This window comes from Rhodanobacter caeni, assembly GCF_039523575.1.
GTDB lineage: Bacteria > Pseudomonadota > Gammaproteobacteria > Xanthomonadales > Rhodanobacteraceae > Rhodanobacter > Rhodanobacter caeni.
The window spans coordinates 36,310-55,979 of the sequence record NZ_BAAAFO010000001.1 but is presented as its reverse complement, the minus strand read 5'-3'; the positions used below and the strand labels follow the sequence as shown (position 1 = coordinate 55,979).

General features: G+C 66.4%; 15 protein-coding genes. 9 read left to right on the top strand and 6 right to left on the bottom strand.

What is annotated here, in order from left to right; all coding sequences use genetic code 11:
* The first annotated feature begins 61 nt into the window (after nt 1-61).
* Together ABD017_RS00240 and ABD017_RS00235 are read left to right on the top strand one after the other, a co-directional pair.
* Nucleotides 62-1,396 carry a hypothetical protein gene (locus ABD017_RS00240; protein ID WP_343879035.1) on the top strand — a complete coding sequence of 445 codons (1,335 nt, stop codon included), beginning with the start codon at nt 62-64 and terminating at the stop codon, nt 1,394-1,396.
* A 101-nt stretch (nt 1,397-1,497) separates the two neighbouring features.
* Nucleotides 1,498-2,070, top strand: coding sequence for a C40 family peptidase (locus ABD017_RS00235; protein WP_343879033.1), 573 nt, complete (start codon nt 1,498-1,500; stop codon nt 2,068-2,070).
* A gap of 161 nt (nt 2,071-2,231) precedes the next feature.
* On the opposite strand, the gene secF is transcribed toward ABD017_RS00235, so the two are convergent.
* From secF to tgt, 4 genes are all read right to left on the bottom strand, one after another.
* Nucleotides 2,232-3,197: a protein translocase subunit SecF gene (gene secF / locus ABD017_RS00230; RefSeq protein WP_343879031.1), complete on the bottom strand. Its 966-nt coding sequence runs from the start codon at nt 3,195-3,197 to the stop codon at nt 2,232-2,234.
* Nucleotides 3,198-3,207: 10 nt separating this feature from the next.
* Nucleotides 3,208-5,088 carry a protein translocase subunit SecD gene (gene secD / locus ABD017_RS00225; protein ID WP_343879029.1) on the bottom strand — a complete coding sequence of 627 codons (1,881 nt, stop codon included), beginning with the start codon at nt 5,086-5,088 and terminating at the stop codon, nt 3,208-3,210.
* A 96-nt stretch (nt 5,089-5,184) separates the two neighbouring features.
* Entirely contained in the window at nt 5,185-5,514 is a 330-nt protein-coding gene (yajC, locus tag ABD017_RS00220; protein WP_343879026.1) for a preprotein translocase subunit YajC, read from the bottom strand.
* 256 nt (nt 5,515-5,770) lie between these two features.
* On the bottom strand, nt 5,771-6,898 hold the full coding sequence (gene tgt / locus ABD017_RS00215; RefSeq protein WP_343879024.1) for a tRNA guanosine(34) transglycosylase Tgt: 1,128 nt from the start codon (nt 6,896-6,898) through the stop codon (nt 5,771-5,773).
* 278 nt (nt 6,899-7,176) lie between these two features.
* Here tgt and ABD017_RS00210 point away from each other — a divergent pair, with 278 nt between their 5' ends.
* Nucleotides 7,177-7,908, top strand: a complete 732-nt coding sequence (locus ABD017_RS00210; protein ID WP_343879022.1) for a 2OG-Fe dioxygenase family protein — start codon at nt 7,177-7,179, stop codon at nt 7,906-7,908.
* Between the two features lie 227 nt (nt 7,909-8,135).
* A complete protein-coding gene (gene fusA / locus ABD017_RS00205; protein WP_343879020.1) occupies nt 8,136-10,265 on the top strand; it encodes an elongation factor G in 2,130 nt (709 codons plus the stop codon).
* A 112-nt stretch (nt 10,266-10,377) separates the two neighbouring features.
* Here fusA and ABD017_RS00200 read toward each other — a convergent pair whose 3' ends face one another.
* The gene (locus ABD017_RS00200) at nt 10,378-11,358 is read right to left on the bottom strand and encodes a peptidoglycan-binding protein (RefSeq protein ID WP_343879018.1); all 981 of its coding nucleotides are present in this window, start codon (nt 11,356-11,358) and stop codon (nt 10,378-10,380) included.
* Nucleotides 11,359-11,425: 67 nt separating this feature from the next.
* Complete coding sequence (locus ABD017_RS00195) at nt 11,426-11,716, bottom strand: hypothetical protein (RefSeq protein WP_343879016.1); 291 nt, start codon at nt 11,714-11,716, stop codon at nt 11,426-11,428.
* 212 nt (nt 11,717-11,928) lie between these two features.
* Here ABD017_RS00195 and ABD017_RS00190 point away from each other — a divergent pair, with 212 nt between their 5' ends.
* The 5 genes from ABD017_RS00190 to ABD017_RS00170 all read left to right on the top strand — a co-directional run bounded on the left by ABD017_RS00190 (nt 11,929) and on the right by ABD017_RS00170 (nt 19,648).
* Nucleotides 11,929-13,530 carry a peptide chain release factor 3 gene (locus ABD017_RS00190; RefSeq protein ID WP_343879014.1) on the top strand — a complete coding sequence of 534 codons (1,602 nt, stop codon included), beginning with the start codon at nt 11,929-11,931 and terminating at the stop codon, nt 13,528-13,530.
* Between the two features lie 80 nt (nt 13,531-13,610).
* Nucleotides 13,611-14,513 carry a CPBP family intramembrane glutamic endopeptidase gene (locus tag ABD017_RS00185; protein WP_343879012.1) on the top strand — a complete coding sequence of 301 codons (903 nt, stop codon included), beginning with the start codon at nt 13,611-13,613 and terminating at the stop codon, nt 14,511-14,513.
* 125 nt (nt 14,514-14,638) lie between these two features.
* Nucleotides 14,639-18,214, top strand: coding sequence for a response regulator (locus ABD017_RS00180; RefSeq protein WP_343879010.1), 3,576 nt, complete (start codon nt 14,639-14,641; stop codon nt 18,212-18,214).
* On the top strand, nt 18,211-19,095 hold the full coding sequence (locus ABD017_RS00175) for a CheR family methyltransferase (protein ID WP_343879008.1): 885 nt from the start codon (nt 18,211-18,213) through the stop codon (nt 19,093-19,095). Before ABD017_RS00180 ends, ABD017_RS00175 begins: the two co-directional genes overlap by 4 nt.
* Nucleotides 19,082-19,648, top strand: coding sequence for a chemotaxis protein CheB (locus tag ABD017_RS00170; protein WP_343879006.1), 567 nt, complete (start codon nt 19,082-19,084; stop codon nt 19,646-19,648). The genes ABD017_RS00175 and ABD017_RS00170 overlap by 14 nt, the downstream gene beginning before the upstream one ends.
* The last annotated feature ends 22 nt before the right edge of the window (nt 19,649-19,670 follow it).

Here is a 19,670-nt window from a genome sequence, read left to right as displayed (position 1 = left end):
CGCAGCTTGCCCAACCGGGGCGTGACGTGCAGGCTCTCGAAAAACGTCCGGAGGCTCGTGCATGCCGACACGCTGGGTAATCGCACTCTTCTGCATGGCGCTGCTGGCGGTATCGCCGCTGTCGGCGCAATCGTTCAGTGCGTCCGAAATCGCGTTTTTCCGAACCCTGAACGAGCAGCCGAACGACCTGGCCCGCTACCTCTATGTGCTGAAGATGATGCCGCAATTCGCGCCGCACGAACGGCAGCTGGCGATGCAGATGTTCGCCTCGGTCGAGAACGAACTGGGCTTCTACAACGAAGCCATGCGCGACTTTCCGCTGAAAAGCCGCGTGCCCGCCGATACCACGCTGCCCACGGCCGACGGATGGAAGGCGGCCAGCGCCGTGGACGTGATTGCCCGGCTGGCCGCCGACCGGCGCATCGTGATGGTCAACGAAGCCCACCATGACGCCCACACCCGCGAGCTGACCCTGGCGCTGCTGCCACGCCTGCGCGCCCTGGGCTTCGACTACTTCGCGATCGAGGCGCTGGGCGAGGACCGCGACCTGGCCAGACGCGGCTATCCGCTGAAAGCCGACGGCAGCGACTACCTGCATGAACCGCTCTATGGCGAGATCGTGCGCCAGGCGCTGCGGTTGGGGTTCACCGTGGTCGCCTACGACACCGAGGGCGCCAGGGGCCAGGCGCGGGAAACCGGGCAGGCAAACAACCTCTACCGGAAGGTGTTTGCGCACAATCCGGCGGCCAGGTTGTTCGTGCATGCCGGTTACGCCCATATCGACAAGGCGCGCGGGCGGCTGGGCGCGATCGACCCCATGGCGATGCGCCTGCAGAAGCTGACCGGCCTGGTGCCGCTGTCGATCGACCAGACCCAGTTTCGCGAGCAGATTCCCGCCGCGCCGGACGAGGCCTACCAGCAACTGGTGACGCGCTTCGAACCGACCGGCCCGACCGTGCTGCTCGATCGCACGGACGGCCATGCCTGGAGCGCGCATCCGGAGCTGTATGATCTCAACGTGATCCTGCCGGGCTCGGGCATGAGCGCCGTCGAAAGCGGCTACACCCAGCGCTGGACGATGATCCACAACACCACGCGCACCCTGCCGATGCTCTCGCACGAGGTCAATGCGCAACGGCCGCCGTGGCTTACCCTTGGCGGCGGACGGAATCCGCTGACCATCAGCACCACGCTGTGCAAGGCGGTCGTCCCCTGCGTCGTCGACGCGCATTATCCGGATGAACCGGACGATGCCGTGGCCGCCGATCGCTACGCCTTCCTGCAGGGCGACACCGTCACGAAACTCTACCTGTACCCTGGTCGCTATCGCCTGCGGGCCTGGGGCATCAACGGCAATACCTTGTCCGACAAATTCGTCGAGGTGCGCGCGCCGTAGCGGGTGCCGTCATCGCCCTTGATTCGCCCTGTTTCTCACAACTTTCGCCCAAGTGCTTGATTTGATAACCTCTGGCTCGTTGCCACCGAGGGGCTCCCGTGATGCCTGAGCCAACTGCCCGCCACGCTGCCGCACCCTTGTCCTGGCGTGCCGCGCGCCACCTGTGGCTGGGCGGCAGCCTGTTGCTGCTGGCCGCCTGCGCCAGCGCGCCACAACGGCGCCAGCCCACCTTCAAACCCTCGCACTCTTCCCTCGCCAGCCTGCCGCCCCGCGCGCCGTCGGCCGCGAGTGCGGGCGAGGCCAACGACGTGCTGTTCCGCGCCATCGGCCTGGTCGGCACGCCCTACCGCTGGGGCGGCAACACCCCGGACGGCGGCTTCGATTGCAGCGGACTGGTCGACTACATCTATCGCACCGCCACCGGCATCGCGCTGCCGCGCACCTCGCACGCGATGTCCACCATGCAGGGCCGCAAGGTAAGCCGCATGACCCAGCTGGCCAGCGGCGACCTGGTGTTTTTCGACATTGGCGGTGCGATCAGCCACGTGGGCGTGTATGTCGGCAAGGGCCGCTTCGTGCACGCGCCCAACAGCGGCGGCACGGTGCGCCTGGACGATCTGGACGGTCCGTACTGGGGCGAGCATTTCGCCTACGGGAAACGGCTGCTGGAATGAGCCGGCAAACGCGATGCCCGTAGGAGCGCATCCTGTGCGCGATGGTTTTGGCGATTCCGATTCCCGATTCCCGATTCCCGCATAAAACCATCGCGCACAGGGTGCGCTCCTACAGAAAAAAACGGCACCCGAGGGTGCCGTTTTTTTGGTTCGGGGCGGGCTCAGGGGCGCCGTGCCAGCTCCGGGTTTTCCTTGGTGACCGGCATCAGGTCCTTCTTCGATACACCCAGCCACAACAGGATCGGGCTGGCGACGAAGATGGACGAGAGCGTACCGACCAGGATGCCGATCAGCATGGTGATGGCGAAGCCGTGCACCACCGGACCACCGAAGAAATACAGCGCGCCCATCGTGATGCCGGTGAACAGCGAGGTGATGATGGTGCGCGACAAGGTGTTGTTGATCGAGCGGTTGAGGATTTCCTCCGGCTCGGCCTTGCGCGCCAGGCGGAACAGCTCGCGGATGCGGTCGAACACCACCACCTTGTCGTTGATGGAATAGCCGATCACGGCCAGCACCGACGCCAGCACGGTCATGTCGAACTCGCGCTGCACCAGCGCCAGGATGCCCAGCGTCACCAGCGTGTCGTGCACCTCGGTGATCACCGCCGCGATCGCGAACCGCCGTTCGAAGCGGATCCACAGGTAGGCCATGATGCCCAGGATCACGAAGATCGCCGCCACGGTACCGTCGCTGCGCAGCTCGGCGCCCACTTCCGAGCCCACGTAGTCGCGGCTTTTCAGCTTGGCATCCGGGCGCGCGGCCTTCAGCGTGCGGGTGACGTCGGCCGCGATGCGGTCCAGGTTGACCTTGCCGTCGGCGGCCTGCAGCGCCGCCGGGTCGTCCTTGGGCTGCATGCGGATCGACACCTCGCGGGTACCGCCCAGGCTCTGCACCACCGCATGGTCGAGGCCGCCCTTCTCCAGCGCCGCACGCACGTCGGCGATCTCCACCGGCTGGTCGTAATCGACCACCATCGAGACGCCGCCGGTGAAATCCAGGCCGTAGTTGAGGCCCTTGGTGGCGATCAGCGCCACCGAGGCCACCATCAGGAAAATGGCGATGGCGACGGTGTACTTGCGCATCCCCAGGAAGTGGATGTTGCTGTCGTGATTGAAAATTTCCATGATCTCTTCCTCAAACCGACAGCGTCTTGAGCTTGCGGTGGCCGTGGATCAGCGCGGTGAGCGCGTGGGTCAGCGTCACCGAGGTGAACAGCGAAGTCAGGATGCCGATCATCAGCGTGACGCCGAAGCCCTTGATCGCGCCGGTACCCATCGTGGTCAGCGCCAGTGCCGCAATCAGGTGGGTGACGTTGGCGTCCAGAATGGTGGACCACGCCTTCTCGTAACCCGCACGGATGGCGGCGTGCGGCGTGCAGCCGTTGCGCAGCTCCTCACGCACGCGCTCGCAGATAAGCACGTTGGCGTCGATCGCCATGCCCAGGGTCAGCACGATGCCGGCCACGCCGGGCATGGTCAGGGTTACGCCGATCATCGACATGATGGCAATCAGCACCACCAGGTTGAAGAACAGCGCCACGTCGGCCACCAGGCCGAACAGCTTGTAGTAGATGGCCGCGGCCAGCAGCACCAGCGCCAGGCCAAGGATCACCGCCTTGAAGCCCTTCTCGATGTTGTCCTGGCCCAGGCTGGCGCCGATCACGCGCTCCTCGACAATGTCGGTGGGCGCGGCCAGCGCGCCACCCTTCAGCAGCAGGGCCAGGTCGGACGCTTCCTTGGCGCTGCCCAGGCCGGTGGTCTGGAACTCCTTGCCGAACACGCCGTTGATGGTGGCGTAGTTGATCACCTCCTGGGTGATCTTGGGCACGCGCACTTCCTTGCCGTCCACCACCTTGGTGTCGACCACGCGCTCGACGTAGACCACGCCCATGCGCTTGCCCACGTTGCCACTGGTGAAGTCCAGCATCTTCTTGGCGCCGGCGGCATTCAGCGTCACCGACACCGACGGCGAGCCGGTCTGCTGGTCGAACGACGAGGTGGCGTTGACCAGCTCGTTGCCGGTGGCGATCACGCGCTTGCTGAGCAGGATCGGCCGACCCGTGCCGCGCTCGTAGTAAAGCCGCGCATCCGGCGGCACGTTGCCGGTGCGGGCCGCCTCCATCGCCTGCGCATCGGAGCCGCCCTCGGCACGGTATTCCAGCGTGGCGGTGGCGCCGATCAGTTTCTTGGCCTCGGCCGGGTCCTGCACGCCGGCCAGCTCCACCACGATCTTGTCGTCGCCCTGCTGCTGGATCAGCGGCTCGGACACGCCCAGCGCATTGATGCGGTTGCGCAGCGTGCCCAGGTTCTGCTTGATGGTGTTGGCGGCCAGCTCGCGGAGTTTGTCCGGCTTGACCTTGGCCGTCACCACGTAATGGCCGTCCGTATCCGGCCCGTTGGTCACGTTGAGGTCGGGAAAGGCCAGCGCGATCGCGTCGGCGGCGGTGTTGCGCTCGGCGTCGGTGCGGAAAGCCACGGCGATGCCGTTGCCGCGCCCGGCGTTGCGGTTGGCCGACAGGTAGCGCAGCTTCTTGTCGCGCATCAGGCTGCGGATGTCATCCGCGTAGCTGGTTTCCTGCTTGTCGATCACGTCGTTCTGGTCGACCTGCATCAGGAAGTGCACACCGCCCTGCAGGTCCAGGCCCAGCGGCATCGAGTTGGCGCCGATCGCGGTAAGCCAGCGCGGCACGGTGGGCTGCAGCTTGAAGGCCACCGTGTAGCCGTCGCCCAGCGTGTCCTTGATCACGTCCGAGCCGGTCTTCTGCACGTCGCTGTTGGCAAACGTGGCCAGCAGGTGGCCGTCGTCCGACACGATCACCTCGCCGGTGGCGACATGCTTCTGCTGCAGCGCCGCCGCGACCTTCTGCCGCACGGCCTGGTCGATCGGCGGTGCGTCGCGGTTGGCGGTGACCTGCACGGCCGGTATCGGCTGAAACACGTTCGGCAACGCGTAGATGACGCCGAACAACATCACCAGCGCGACCAGCGCGTACTTCCAGCGGGGGAAATCACTCATGCCATGCACCCATCAAAGCCGCGGCATCGGCCGCGGCGGTAGCGTCTATCGTTGGGAAAGCGCCGGCGTCGATCCGGCGGATCGCGGACCGGCAGGTCAGACGGATTTCAGCGAGCCCTTGGGCAGCACCTGCTGCACCGCGCCCTTCTGTACCTTGACCTTCACGCTGGCGGCGATCTCCAGCGTCAGGAAGGTCTCGCCCACCTCGTCCACGCGGCCGGCAATGCCGCCATTGGTGACCACCTCGTCACCCTTGGCCAGGCCGGAAATCAGCGCGCGATGCTCCTTCTGCCGCTTCATCTGCGGCCGGATCATCATGAAATACATCAGGCCGAACAGCACCACCATCATGATGATCATGGATGCGCCGCCACCGGCCGGCTGGGCTGCCGCCTGGGCGATCACCAGGGGAATCGGAAAACTCATGGTCGTTAACTCGCAAGTGACGACGCCCGGCCAATCAGCTGAACGCCTGATAAAAGATCATTGATTATGACATGCGCTCCGGGGGCATGCACGACGGCTTCCGGCAGGGTCGACAGGCCCGCAGAACCCTTCTGAGGGCGCGGATTGCCGGTTGCAAGTTGCAGGAGCGACTTCAGTCGCGATGCTTTGCTTTGGAGCCCAGGACAAGAGCATCGCGGCTGAAGCCGCTCCTACAAAAAGCCGTACAAGGGCGCCACTACAAGGCGCCTGCGGCCTGCCGCCGGGCGTAGAACCCGGCCGTGAACGCCTCCAGCGTGCGGCTGGCGATCGCCTCGCGCAGACCGGCCATCAAGCGCTGGTAGTAACGGAGGTTGTGCATGGTGGCCAGCTGGCTGCCCAGGATCTCGTTGCAGCGATCCAGGTGGCGCAGGTAGGCGCGGCTGAAGCCGTTGGCGCAGGCGTGGCAATCGCAGCCTTCCTCGATCACCCGCGTATCGTCGGCGAACTTCGCGTTGCGGATGCGCAGCGTGCCCTCGGCAGTGAACAGGAAACCGTTGCGCGCGTTGCGCGTGGGCATCACGCAATCGAACATGTCCACGCCGCGGCGCACGGCCTCCACGACGTCTTCCGGGCGGCCCACGCCCATCAGGTAGCGCGGCTTGTCGCGCGGCAGCAGCGGCACGGTGAAATCCAGCGCGTGGTTGCGCTCCTCCTCGGTCTCGCCCACCGCCAGCCCGCCGATGGCGTAGCCGTCGAAGCCAATATCGACCAGCCCGGCCGCCGAACGCTGGCGCAGGTTTTCGTAGACGCTGCCCTGCACGATGCCGAACAGGGCGTTGGGATTTCCCAGGTCATTGAAGGCCTGGCGCGAGCGTGCGGCCCAGCGCAGCGACAGCTCCATCGACTCGCTGGCCACCTTCTCGGTGGCCGGGTACGGCGTGCATTCGTCGAAGATCATCGCGATGTCCGAATCCAGCGTGGCCTGGATCCGCATCGACACCTCCGGCGACAGGAACACCCGCGAACCGTCCACCGGCGAGGCAAACATCACCCCTTCCTCGCTGATCTTGCGCTTGTGCGCCAGCGAGAACACCTGGAAGCCGCCCGAATCGGTGAGGATGGGCTTGTCCCACCCGATGAACCGGTGCAGCCCGCCGAATTTCTCGACGATCTCCAGCCCGGGCCGCAGAAACAGGTGGAAGGTGTTGCCCAGGATGATCTCGGCGCCGGTCTCGCGCACGTCGCGCGGGGTCATGGCCTTGACCGAGCCATAGGTGCCCACGGGCATGAAGGCGGGCGTTTCCACGGTGCCGCGGGCGAAACGGAGTTGGCCGCGACGCGCCGCGCCGTCGGTGGCGTGGAGGTCGAATTGCAGGGAAGTCATCCGGGCATTATCGCGGGTTTGTGGGGGTGATGCTTTTGGCTTTGGCCTCCTCTCCCCTCTGGGGAGAGGATTGAGGAGAGGGGCGGGTGCTCGCGGGGAGGGCGATTGGTGCGCCTTTGCGACGTTGCAAGCGGCTCCGTTGTGGCTTTCCTGCGGCGTGTCCCCTCTCCCCTGCCCTCTCCCCGCAGGGGAGAGGGTATTACGGCATTTTTCCGCACTGAGGATGCTCGCAGGAAACAACCATCGCCGCTTCATCCGGCCCCTGCTAAATTACGTCGATGAACCATCCCGTCGATATGCCCGCCCTGCACGTCAACCTGCGGGACGATGGGTTTGCGTTCGTCACCGCGCCAATCATGCGCACGCTGCTGCATGGCGAGGCGCTGGACGACTGGGCGGCTTTTGCGGACAGCTGGAACGACCTGTCGCCCGACACCTACCTGGCCGCCAGCGGCCGCCACCGGCGGCGACGCTACGCCACCTTTGCCGCGGAACGCGAGGGCGAGATACGACGGCAGCCGGCCCAGCCGCATTTCCAGAGCCGCAGCTACAACCACCTGCAGGGCGACATCCAACGCTGGTTCGACCCCATCCTGCCCTCGGTGAGCGATGGCGCCAGCCTGCGCCGCATCCTGGATTTCTGCCGGGATTTCTTCGGCTCGCTGGCACCGGCCACCACGCACTGGCACATCGAGACACACCAGTTCCGCATCGAGGCGCGCCGCGGCGAGGATGGCGAGCCCACGCCCGAGGGCGTGCACCGCGACGGCGTCGATTACGTGCTGGTGCTGCTGATCGACCGGCAGAACATCGCCAGCGGCACCACCACCATCCACGCCCCCGACCACGGCGTGCTGGGCAGTTTTACCCTGGCCCAGCCGCTGGACGCGGCGCTGGTGGACGATGCGCGCGTGTTCCACGGCGTCACCGCGGTGACACCGATCGACCCCGACAAGCCCGCGCACCGCGACGTGCTGGTGGTGACGTTTCGCGGCGTCCCCGGCGACTAAACGCCCTGACCCCCTCCCCTGCTCGCAGGGGAGGGTTGGGGAGGGGTCGCTCTTGATCTGAAAGTCAAAAGCGAACCCCTCCTGACCTCCCCTGCTCCGCAGGGGAGGAACCGTGCTCCAGCCTCACGCCATCCCATCGCCGCCGCTAGCCACGCCTTGCTTGAATTACCCGCGCCGCGGTGGCATGTGACTCGTCTGTCTGATCCATCGCCCACTGGAGCCTTCCCATGGCCCGCAAGAAGCCCCTCGCCCTCTACCGCAACATCGGCATCATCGCCCACATCGACGCGGGCAAGACGACCACCACCGAGCGCGTGCTGTACTACACCGGCCGCAAGCACCAGATCGTCAACACGCACGAAACCAAGGACGGCAAGGGTTCCACCACCACCGACTACATGGAGCAGGAGCGCAAGCGCGGCATCACGATCCAGTCGGCCGCGGTGTCGGCGGTGTGGAGAGGGCACCAGATCAACGTCATCGACACGCCCGGACACGTCGACTTCACCATCGAGGTGAACCGCTCGCTGCGCGTGCTCGATGGCGCCGTGGTGGTGTTCGACGGCGTGGCCGGGGTGGAGCCGCAGACCGAAACCAACTGGCGCCTGGCCGACCAGTACAAGGTGCCGCGGCTATGCTACGTCAACAAGATGGACCGCATCGGCGCCAACTTCGCGCATTGCGTGAAAGGCATCCGCGAGCGCCTGGGCGCCAACGCCCTGCTGTGCCAGGTGCCGCTGGGCAGCAGCGACGAGTTCGTCGGCATGGCCGACCTGGTCGCGGGCGTAGGCTACATCTGGGCCTCCGACGACAAGGACAGCACCTGGGAGAGCGTGCCGCTGGCGCAGCTGAAAGACCGCATGACGTTCGGTTCCGACGCCGACAACGCGTGGATCGCCGACCTGCCCAAGCTGCGCCAGGACCTGCTGGAAACCGCGCTGGCCCTGGACGACGACGCGTTCGAGAAGCTGATCGACACCGGCGAGTTCGACCCTGCCGTATTGAAGCAGTGCATCCGCAAGGGCACCGTCACCGGTGCGCTGGTGCCGGTGCTGTGCGGCTCCTCGTACAAGAACAAGGGCGTGCAGCAGCTGCTGGACGCCGTGGTCGACTACCTGCCCTACCCCGGCGAGAACGGCGGCATCGCGATGGTCGACGAGGACGGCAACGTCGTCGGCGAGCAGGCGGTCACCGACGACGCGCCCGCCCGCGCGCTGGCGTTCAAGGTGATCAACGACCAGTTCGGCACGCTCACCTTCTGCCGCATCTACTCCGGCGTGATCCGGAAGGGCGACACCCTGCTCAACGTGACGCGCGGCAAGAAGGAGCGCGTGGGCCGCATCGTCGAGGTGCAAGCCGACGACACGAAAGAGATCGACGAGGTGCGCGCGGGCGACATCTGCGCCTTCGTCTCGATGAAGGACACCGAGACCGGCGACTCGCTGAGCGACCCGGCGCACCCGGCGCTGCTCGAACGCATGCGCTTCCCCGACCCGGTGATCAGCGTGTCGGTGGAGCCCAAGAGCCGCAACGACGTCGACAAGCTGTCCACCGCACTCTACAAGATGGTCAAGGCCGATCCGTCGCTGCGCATGGAAGTGGACCAGGAAACCGGCCAGACCGTGCTCAAGGGCATGGGCGAGCTGCACCTGGAAATCACCATCGACCGCATGCGCACCGAGCTGGGCGTGGAAGCCAGCATGGGCAAGCCGCGGGTGAGCTTCCGCGAGGCCTTCGGCCAGTCGGTCGAGCACACCTACACGCACAAGAAGCAGAGCGGCGGCTCCGGCCAGTTCGCCGAGGTGAAAATGATCTTCGAGCCGGGCGAACCGGGCTCGGGCGTGGTGTTTTCCGACGAAGTGGTCGGCGGTCGCGTGCCGCGCGAATACATCCCCGCGGTCGAGCACGCGGTGAGGACCGAATCGCAGGAAGGCCAGATCGCCGGCTACGAAGTGGTGGATTTCAAGGCGCGCCTGGTCGACGGCAAGTTCCACGACGTCGACTCTTCCGCGCTGGCGTTCGAGATCGCCACCCGCCAGTGCTTCCGCGAAGCGCAGAAGCTCAGCAAGCCGAAGCTGCTGGAGCCGATCATGAGCCTGGAGGTGGTGACCGAGGCGGCCTACCTGGGCGACATCATCGGCGACATCAACCGCCGCCGCGGCACCATCACCGAACAGGGCCAGAAGGGCACGTCGGCCTTCGTGCAGGGCTTCGTGCCGCTGTCGGAAATGTTCGGCTACATCAACTTCCTGCGCTCGGCCACCAGCGGCCGCGGCAACTTCAGCATGATCTTCGATCACTACCAGGAAGTGCCGGCCAGCATGGTCGACAAGCTGATGGAGAAGGAAGCGAAGTAGCCTAGTTTCGCCCGGAGAGTCTGGCGCACCGTGCACGAAAAACGGCGACGTATCGCTACGCCGCCGTTTTTCTTTGCCTACCGTTACCCCGTCGAGGTTCGCTGGTGGAGGATTACTGCTGCAAGGCTCCGACGGTCTCCCCGTCCAGCTGACCGGTGGCTGCAAGGCCACGGATCTTCTGGAACTTCCGGATCGCCGCCAGGGTACCCGGCCCGGACACACCATCGACCTTGCTTGTATACAGCCCCAACTCGGCCAGCTTGCGTTGCGCGTCGGCCACCGAGAAAGTCGCCGAAGAAGGCGTGGACGCACCATCCACCGCCAGCGCGCCGCCGGTACCCAGACCGCCGGCCACACGTTGCGGTGCGTACTCGCGCACGGACTTCACCATCTGGTTGTAGGAGTCAAGGAATGCCGCGGCAATGACCTTGCCTTGTGGCGTCTTGCTGTAAGCCCCGGCGGCACCGGCGGCACCGTGTCCGCCCAGGATTCCGCCGAAGCCGAAATCGGTGTTTTTCGCACTGCCCTGCGAAATGGCCACCTGCACGCCTGAGCGGGTATCGGTGAGCATCAAGGTCGTGGACGCTTCACTGCTTTTCATCGAGCCCGCCACGGCTCCGATGAGCGCGCCGTAACCGCCCAGCCCCCCCAGCAGCGCCGCGCCGCCGCCACCGGTGTTCTGGGAAAACTGGATGTTCGGCGTCACCACATAATCGGCCGCCACCATCTGGCCTTTGTCGAGATGGCTGTTGCTGCGCATTTCGCCGGAGGCGGCCAGGTCGCGCTCCCGCATCATCGATCCCATGGCGCGGCCGCGGTCCACCACGATGAAGCAGTTGCTCTGCTGGATCATCAGCCGAATGAGCGGGGTAGTCGCCGGCAAGTGGTACTGGTTGGTCAGGATGGCGTACCACGGTTCGCTCGTGTCCTCTTCGACGGCCAGCGTTCCCAGGGAATGATCGCAATGCTCCAGGCTCGCATTGGCGTTCGTGCTGTGGGCGCCACCGGCCGACCCACTCACCGGATTCTTTCCGCCGCCCGTGGCCATGCTGGCGCAACCGCTCAACGCCACCACCGAACCCAGGCTGATCATCAACAAAGTCCGTTTCACCGATTCAACTCGCATAACATTTTCCCCAGGGAATAGTCAGATACATGGGTCAACCGCAAGCCATCTCAGGCCACACTGAAAACGAAAACGACCGGGCGCTGGCCGTTGTGCGTCGCGCCAGGTCATCGTCAAAACGCGGATGGGCCCGACGTACGTATATCGAGACGACGCGCGTCGTACCGGCACATGTCGTGAACGGCGAGCCATCTTTGCGTGAGAGGGAGATGAAGGTCTGGCGACGCAGCCCGATATTTTTCGACGTCATTGCCGGATCGGTCATGTAGGCTTTTTCCAGCATGATGTCGGCGTTCGACGGACGCGTTTCCCAACGCCATGGCACGTGTCCGCCAGTGCGATCGCAGGCAGCGATGGGATGTCGGCATCATGGTCGTAGTGCACATGGTCACCAGCGTGGAAATGCGGCCCGCGGCAAATGGCTGCCAAGGCGCCGTAGAGGCGGGCCGATCAATGCGCGCGGAAACGAAGCGCAGCGCCAGGCGGGTGGACCATCCACGTTACAATGGGCGGCTCACGCCCCCCGATTGCCCATCCATGCCCATCCACCTGCAAGAAACCCGCCGCCGCCGCACGTTCGCCATCGTCAGTCATCCTGACGCGGGCAAGACGACGCTGACCGAGAAGCTGCTGCTGTTCGGCGGTGCGATCCAGATGGCCGGCTCGGTGAAGAGCCGCAAGACCTCGCGCAGCGCCACCTCGGACTGGATGGCGCTGGAGAAGGAGCGCGGGATTTCGGTGACCTCGTCGGTGATGCAGTTCCCGTACGAGGGCAAGATCGTCAACCTGCTCGACACGCCGGGGCATGCGGACTTCTCCGAGGACACCTACCGCGTGCTGACCGCGGTGGATTCGGCGCTGATGGTGATCGACTGCGCCAAGGGCGTGGAGGAGCGCACGATCAAGCTGATGGAGGTGTGCCGGCTGCGCGACACGCCGATCATGACCTTCATCAACAAGCTGGACCGCGAGGGCCGTTCGCCGATCGAGCTGCTGGACGAGGTGGAGTCGGTGCTGGGCATCGCCTGTGCACCGCTGACCTGGCCGATCGGCATGGGCAAGCGGTTGAAGGGCGTGTACCACCTGGCGCTGGACGAGGTGCACATCTTCGAGCCGGGCAAGAATTTCACGCGGCAGGATTCGACCATCTTCAAGGGCCTGGATGCGCCGGGGCTGGAAGAAGCGATCGGCGTCGAGGCCATGCGCGAACTGCGCGAGGAGCTGGAACTGGTGCAGGGCGCTGCGCCGTCGTTCGACATCGGCGAATACCTGGCCGGCCGACAGACCCCGGTGTTCTTCGGCTCGGCGGTGAACAATTTCGGCGTGCAGCTGCTGCTGGATTTCTTCGTCGAGAACGCGCCGTCGCCGCAGCCGCGCGACACCACCACGCGGGCGATCGAGCCGGAGGAGGAGAAACTCTCCGGCTTCGTGTTCAAGATCCAGGCCAACATGGACCCGGCGCACCGCGACCGCGTGGCCTTCATGCGCGTGTGCTCGGGTACGTACAAGGCCGGCATGAAGATGGTGCAGACGCGCACCGGCAAGGAAGTGCGCATCGCCAATGCGCTGACCTTCATGGCCAGCGACCGCGAGATCGTCGAGACGGCCTACCCCGGCGACGTGATCGGCCTGCACAACCACGGCACCATCACCATCGGCGACACCTTCACCGAGGGCGAGCCGGTGTCGTTCACCGGCATCCCCAACTTCGCGCCGGAGCTGTTTCGCCGCGCGCAGCTGCGCGACCCGCTGAAGATGAAGGCGCTGCAGAAGGGCCTGGCGCAGCTCTCCGAGGAAGGCGCCACCCAGTTCTTCCGCCCGCTGATGTCGAACGACCTGATCCTGGGCGCGGTCGGCGTGCTGCAGTTCGAGGTGGTGGCCTACCGGCTGAAGGACGAATACAACGTGGACGCCACCTTCGAGCCCGTCACCGTGAGCACCGCGCGCTGGGTGCATTGCGACGACGAGAAGAAGCTGGAGGAGTTCCGCGAGAAGAACGCGATGAACCTGGCCATCGACGGTGCCGGCGAGCTGGTCTACATCGCCCCGACCCGGGTCAACCTGCAGCTGGCGCAGGAGCGCTGGCCGCAGGTGCGCTTCGCCAACACCCGCGAGCACGCATCGGCGGCGGCCATCTAGACGGCTGCGCCACCTGCCCGGCATGGCTGGGCACGGCGCCTGCGCACTGGTAGCGTTCGGCTTCTTGCCCGGGGAAAGCCATGTCCGAACCAGCCGTCGCCTTCGTCACTCCCGTCACCGCACCCCGTTGGGCGCGCTGGCTGCTGTTTTCGCCGGTGGCGCGGATCGTGATCTTCACCGCCCTGCTGGTGGCATTCGGCGCAGCGGCAAACACGCTGCTGGGCGTTTTCGGCTGGAATGCGAAACAGGCCTCGCCCGACACCCGGGCCTGGGTGCAACTGCTGTCGCGCGCGGTACCCACCGTGCTTGCCTATCTCGTACTGGTCAAGGTGGTGGAGCGACGCGCGGTCACCGAGTTGGCGGCGCGCAGAATCCTGCCCGACGGCGCGCTTGGAGTGGCGGCCGGACTGCTGTTGTTCAGCGTGGTGGTCGGCGCGCTGTGGCTGCTGGGCAGCTACCACGTCGTGGGAACCGACCCCCACGCGACGTGGCTGCCTGCCTTGTTGACGGCCGGATTGGGCGCCGGTATCGCCGAGGAAATCATCTGCCGCGGCGTGCTGTACCGGATCGTCGAGGAAGGTCTCGGCAGCGGGTGGGCGCTGCTGATCTCGGCCCTGCTTTTTGGTGCGGCCCACCTGGCCAACCCCAACGCCACGCCGTGGGCCGCGCTGGCCATCGCCATCGAGGCCGGCCTGCTGTTCGGGCTGCTGTACCACCTGACGCGCTCGCTGCCGCTGTGCATGGGCCTGCATGCGGCATGGAATTTCGCGCAGGGCACGATCTACGGCATCCCGGTGTCGGGGCTCGATGCGGACGGCTGGCTGGTGTCGCGGCGAACCGGGCCGGACTGGCTGAGCGGCGGTGCGTTTGGCGCGGAGGCGTCGGTGGTCGCGCTGGCGCTGTGTTCGCTGTGCTCGCTGGGCCTGCTCGTGGTGGCCGTTCGGCGCGGCACGCTGGTACGGCCGGCATGGCGCCGCCGCTGAGCGGCACGGATGCCGACATCACGCTATTTTCCCGGCGGGGCCTACGCTAACCTTGCGACGTCGGATCCACCTGCGAAACTCGGGGTGGGACGCGGGGGACGTCCTTCCAGACAGCCGGTGCAGGCATGCAGAATAGATCACGAAACCGATGGCTGACCCGGCTTCCCGGGCAGAAGAAAATCCTGCTGGCGGTCGTTCCCCTGCTGGGCCTGTTCCTGCTGACCAGCGTGGTGACCTTGGGCGCCCTGCAACGCCAGGAAGTCACCCGTGGCTGGACAACGCACACCTATGAGGTGCTGCTGGCCATTGCCGACGCGCAACACGCCAGCCAGGCGATGGCGATCGGCAGCCGCGGCTACGCGTTGTCGGCGACACCGGCCGACCTGGCCACCTTCAGGAACGGCAAGCGCCAGTTCGACGACAGCGTCGGGCGGCTGCGCGGGCTAATCGCCGACAACCCGCTGCAGCAAGGCCGCGTCGACCAGTTGCAGACGCTCGGCACGCAATGGGCGAACGCCCTGGACAAGTCCATGGGCGCCCTGGCCGTCGGGCAGCTCGCGGCGCACGCTGCCCAGGCCAACGCGGTGACCGACCTGCTCGACCGGATGTCCGATACCGAGCGAAAGCTCCTGGCACAGCGCAACCAAGGGCTCGTCGGCGCGCTGGACAAGCTGCGCATCTTCAGCCTGCTGGCGGCGCTGGCCGGCGTGCTGTTCGGCATCTACGTCATCCGCCTCACCAACCGGCTGATCATCCTGCCGGTATTGCAGATCACGCGGCAGATGAACCGGGTGGCCGCGGGCGACACCTCGATGACCGTGACCCGGCTGAGCCGTCCGGACGAGATCGGCGAGCTGTCGCGGGCGCTGCAGGTGTTCAAGCAGATGGTGATCGCCACCACCGACCAGGACTGGGTGAAATCGCATCTCGCCACGATCGCCCAGGATCTGCAGAAAGCCACCACCTACCGCGAGTTCGGCCAGTCGCTGACCAGCCACCTGGCGCCGCTGCTGAAGACCGGCGTGGCGCTGTACTACACCCACGACGCGCGCCACGGCCGGCTGGAGCTGCGCGGCGCCTATGGCCTGCACGCTTCGGCCGAAGCCGCCCAGAGCTATGCCGCCGGCGACGGCCTGGTGGGTCAATGCCTGCTGGAGCGCGCGCCGATCGTGCTCGACCACGTGCCCGAAACCTATGTGCGGGTGCATTCGGCCAGCGGCGAGGCGGTGCCCTCGCGGGTGATGATCCAGCCCATCCTCTACCGCGGCGAGGTCACCGGCGTGCTGGAGCTGGCCGGCTTCGAGCCGATCACGGGCTCGCCGCTGGAGCTCTTGACCGAGCTGCTGCCGCTGATCGCGCTGACCCAGGAAAACCTCAGCCGCGCCATCAACACGCAGGAGCTGCTGGAGCGCAGCCAGCAGCAGGCCGACGACTTGCGTGCGTCGGAATTGCTGATGCGCCAGCAGAAGGACGTGCTGCGCCAGAGCAACGAGGCGCTGCACATCAAGACGCTGGAGCTGGAGGAACAGTCGCGGCGGCTGACCGTGTCCGAAGAGGAACTGCGCGTGCAGGCCGAAGAGCTGCAGGCGTCGAACGAGGAGTTGCGCGACAAGACCGACAGCCTGAACCGGCAGCGCCAGGTGCTGGAAGACCTGCAGCTGGATACCGAGCACAAGGCCGAGGAGCTGGCCCGCGCCAGCCAGTACAAGTCCGATTTCCTCGCCAACATGTCGCACGAACTGCGCACGCCGCTGAACAGCCTGCTGATCCTCTCGCGCAGCCTGGCCGACAACGAAACCGGCAACCTGGACGCGGAGCAGATCGAGTCGGCGCGCATCATCCACGATGCCGGCAGCAACCTGCTGCGGCTGATCAACGACATCCTGGACCTGTCCAAGATCGAGGCAGGCAAGATGGAACTGGTCGTCGACGACCTGCCGCTGGCCGATTTCGAACGCCGCCTGCGGCGCACCTTCAGCCACGTGGCGCAGGAAAAGAAGCTCGATTTCGACGTCACCATCGACGCCGGCATTCCGCCCGTGCTGCGCACCGACGGTGCGCGGCTGGAGCAGGTCGCCAACAACCTGATCGGCAACGCGTTCAAGTTCACCGTGAGCGGTGGCGTAAACATCCGCATCGGACGGCCCGATGCTGCGCTGGTGCTGCCGGAGAAATTCGCCGGCCAGGCGCTGGTGGCGATCAGCGTCGCCGACACCGGCATCGGCATTCCCGCGGAGAAATTCGATCACATCTTCCACGCCTTCGAGCAGGTCGACGCCAGCACCAGCCGCCAGTACGGCGGCACCGGCCTGGGCCTGGCCATCTGCCTGCGCATCGCCGAGCTGCTGGGGGGCGACATCATCCTGCAGAGCGAGCAGGGCAAGGGCAGCACGTTCACCGTGCTGTTGCCGGAGCAGCCGCCGGAGCCGGCCGCCACGCCGGGCGAGGCGACGCCGGCAGCGCCCTGGATGCCCGCGCCGCAGCCGCAACTGCCGAGCCTGCGGCCGGAGGCGATCGAGGACGACCGGCATCGCCTGGTGCCGGGGCAGACCACGATCCTGGTGATCGAGGACGACCCCGCCTTCGCGCGCATCCTGACCGACATGATCCATCGCAAGGGCTATCAGGTGCTGGCCGCCGCCGATGGCGAAACCGGCCTGGCGCTGGCGCGCGAGCACGCGCCCACCGGCATCCTGCTCGACGTGATGCTGCCGGGCATGGATGGCTGGACCGTGATCGAGCGCCTGAAGGCCGACGAGACCACCCGCCACCTGCCCGTGCACTTCATTTCCGCCTCGGGCGACGCCAACCGCGGTCGCGAGATGGGCGCTGTGGGCTTCCTCACCAAGCCGGTGAGCCGCGAAGCGATCGGTGCGGCGTTCGAGCGGCTGCTGCACTTCGCCGAAGGTCGCACGCGGCATCTGCTGATCGTGGACGACGACCGCGATTCGCGCGCCGCCGTTCGTACCATGCTGCATCGTGACGACCTGGAGATCGACGAGGCCGCATCCGGCGAGGAGGCGCTGCAGAAGGCCCGCCAGACCCGCTACGACTGCATCGTGCTCGACCTGGGCCTGCCTGGCATGTCGGGCGTGGAAATGCTGCAGCAGATGGCCGACAGCGACGGCGGCGTGCCGCCGGTGGTCATCTATTCCGGCCGCGAGCTCGACCGCGAGGAGAGCCGCAAGCTGCGCCAGTACACCGACTCGATCGTGGTCAAGGGTGCGCGCTCGCCCGAGCGCCTGCTGGACGAAGTCAGCCTGTTCCTGCACAGCATCCAGCACAACGGCCGCCGCGCCAGCGCGAAGAAGCCGGTGGGCGACGAGCTGAAGGGGCACGGCGTGCTGCTGGTGGACGACGACATGCGCAACCTGTTCGCCCTGTCCAAGGTGCTGCGCGGCTGGGGCATGCTGCCGACGATGGCGCAGGACGGCGAGAAGGCGCTGAAGACGCTGGCCGAGAACCCGCCGCCGGACATCGTGCTGATGGACATCATGATGCCGGGCATGGACGGCTACGAGACGATACGGGCGATCCGCGCGCAGCCCGCCTTCGCCGACTTGCCGATCATCGCGCTCACCGCCAAGGCGATGCGCGGCGATCGCGAGAAATGCATCGAGGCGGGCGCCAGCGACTATCTTTCCAAGCCGATCGACATCGACAAGCTCGGTTCGATGATCCGCGTGTGGCTGACGCCATGAACCCGGTCGCGCTGAACCTGTCGGGCATCGACCCGGAACTGGACGACATCGAGCTGAATCTTTTCGTCAGCGCGATGCGCCAGCGCCACGGCTACGATTTCGCCCAGTACGCCCCTGCCTCGCTGAAGCGGCGCGTCTACCAACTGGTGGAGCAGCACCATACCGGCAACATCAGCACGCTGACCGCCCGCCTGCTGCACGACCCCACCTTCCTGCCGCAGGTACTGGAAGGCCTGTCGGTGCCGGTGTCGGACATGTTCCGCGATCCGCCGGTATTTCGCGCGCTGCGCGAGCAGGTGCTGCCGGCGCTGGCGGCGCATCCGCGCCTCACGATCTGGCAGGCCGGCTGCGCCCGCGGGCAGGAAATCTACTCGCTGGCGATCCTGCTGGAGGAAGCCGGGCTGTACGACCGCTGCCAGATCTACGCCACCGATTTCAACGACGCCGCGCTGCGCCAGGCGCGCGAGGGCATCTATCCGGCGCGCGAGGCGCAGGGCTGGTCGCGCAACTACCAGGCGGCCGGTGGCACCTGTTCGCTGGCCGACTACTACAGCGCGCGCTACGACTTCATCAAGCTCGACCATCGCCTGCGTCGCAACGTGGTCTTTGCCGATCACAACCTGGTCACCGACGCGGTGTTCTGCGAGGCGCAGCTGGTGCTCTGCCGCAACGTGCTGATCTATTTTTCCAACGCGCTGCAGAACCACGTGCTGGCAATGTTCCGCGACAGCCTGGTGCCGGGCGGCTTCCTGTGCCTGGGCCTGCGCGAAAGCCTGGCGCTGGCGCCCGCGGCGCGCGATTTCGTGGCCGTGGACAGCGCGCTGCGCCTTTTCCGCCGTGCCGGCCCCGAGCCGTCGCCGGTCGATCATGCCGGCCATTGAAGCCATCGTCATCGGCTGCTCCACCGGCGGGCCGGGCGCGCTGGCGCTGCTGCTGGGCGCGCTCGACCAGCGGCTGCAGACGTCGGTGATCGTGTGCAGCCATACCGCCAGCAACAGCCACCTCCTGTGCGACGTGCTGGCGCAGCACAGCACCCTGCCGGTGATCGAGGCTTGCGAACGCGAGCCCATCCGCGGCGGCATGATCCAGGTGGCGCCGCCTGATTACCATTTGCTGGTCGAGCGCGGTCGCCGGTTCGCGCTGTCGGTCGATGAACCTGTCGGCTTCTCGCGCCCGTCGATCGACGTCTTGTTCGCCAGCGCCGCCGAGGTCTACGGTAACGGCCTGATCGCTGTAATACTGACCGGCGCCAACGCCGATGGCGCGGCCGGCCTGGCATGCGTGCGGCGCGCGGGTGGCCTGGCCATCGTGCAGCAACCCGACGACGCCGCCGCCGCAGCCATGCCGCGTGCGGCATTGGAACTGGCAGGCGCTGACCATTGCGTGGCGCTGGACGAAATGGGCCCCCTCATCAACCGGTTGTGCATGACGTGAGCACGGCGACACCCCCGAAAAT

What these genes read in the sequence shown, in the direction of transcription:
- ABD017_RS00240 (WP_343879035.1), top strand. Translation starts at nt 62, where the DNA reads ATGCCGACACGCTGGGTAATCGCACTCTTCTGCATGGCGCTGCTGGCG.
- ABD017_RS00235 (WP_343879033.1), top strand. Translation starts at nt 1,498, where the DNA reads ATGCCTGAGCCAACTGCCCGCCACGCTGCCGCACCCTTGTCCTGGCGT.
- secF (WP_343879031.1), bottom strand. Translation starts at nt 3,197, where the DNA reads ATGGAAATTTTCAATCACGACAGCAACATCCACTTCCTGGGGATGCGC.
- secD (WP_343879029.1), bottom strand. Translation starts at nt 5,088, where the DNA reads ATGAGTGATTTCCCCCGCTGGAAGTACGCGCTGGTCGCGCTGGTGATG.
- yajC (WP_343879026.1), bottom strand. Translation starts at nt 5,514, where the DNA reads ATGAGTTTTCCGATTCCCCTGGTGATCGCCCAGGCGGCAGCCCAGCCG.
- tgt (WP_343879024.1), bottom strand. Translation starts at nt 6,898, where the DNA reads ATGACTTCCCTGCAATTCGACCTCCACGCCACCGACGGCGCGGCGCGT.
- ABD017_RS00210 (WP_343879022.1), top strand. Translation starts at nt 7,177, where the DNA reads ATGAACCATCCCGTCGATATGCCCGCCCTGCACGTCAACCTGCGGGAC.
- fusA (WP_343879020.1), top strand. Translation starts at nt 8,136, where the DNA reads ATGGCCCGCAAGAAGCCCCTCGCCCTCTACCGCAACATCGGCATCATC.
- ABD017_RS00200 (WP_343879018.1), bottom strand. Translation starts at nt 11,358, where the DNA reads ATGATCAGCCTGGGTTCGGTGGTGGCGTTGAGCGGTTGCGCCAGCATG.
- ABD017_RS00190 (WP_343879014.1), top strand. Translation starts at nt 11,929, where the DNA reads ATGCCCATCCACCTGCAAGAAACCCGCCGCCGCCGCACGTTCGCCATC.
- ABD017_RS00185 (WP_343879012.1), top strand. Translation starts at nt 13,611, where the DNA reads ATGTCCGAACCAGCCGTCGCCTTCGTCACTCCCGTCACCGCACCCCGT.
- ABD017_RS00180 (WP_343879010.1), top strand. Translation starts at nt 14,639, where the DNA reads ATGCAGAATAGATCACGAAACCGATGGCTGACCCGGCTTCCCGGGCAG.
- ABD017_RS00175 (WP_343879008.1), top strand. Translation starts at nt 18,211, where the DNA reads ATGAACCCGGTCGCGCTGAACCTGTCGGGCATCGACCCGGAACTGGAC.
- ABD017_RS00170 (WP_343879006.1), top strand. Translation starts at nt 19,082, where the DNA reads ATGCCGGCCATTGAAGCCATCGTCATCGGCTGCTCCACCGGCGGGCCG.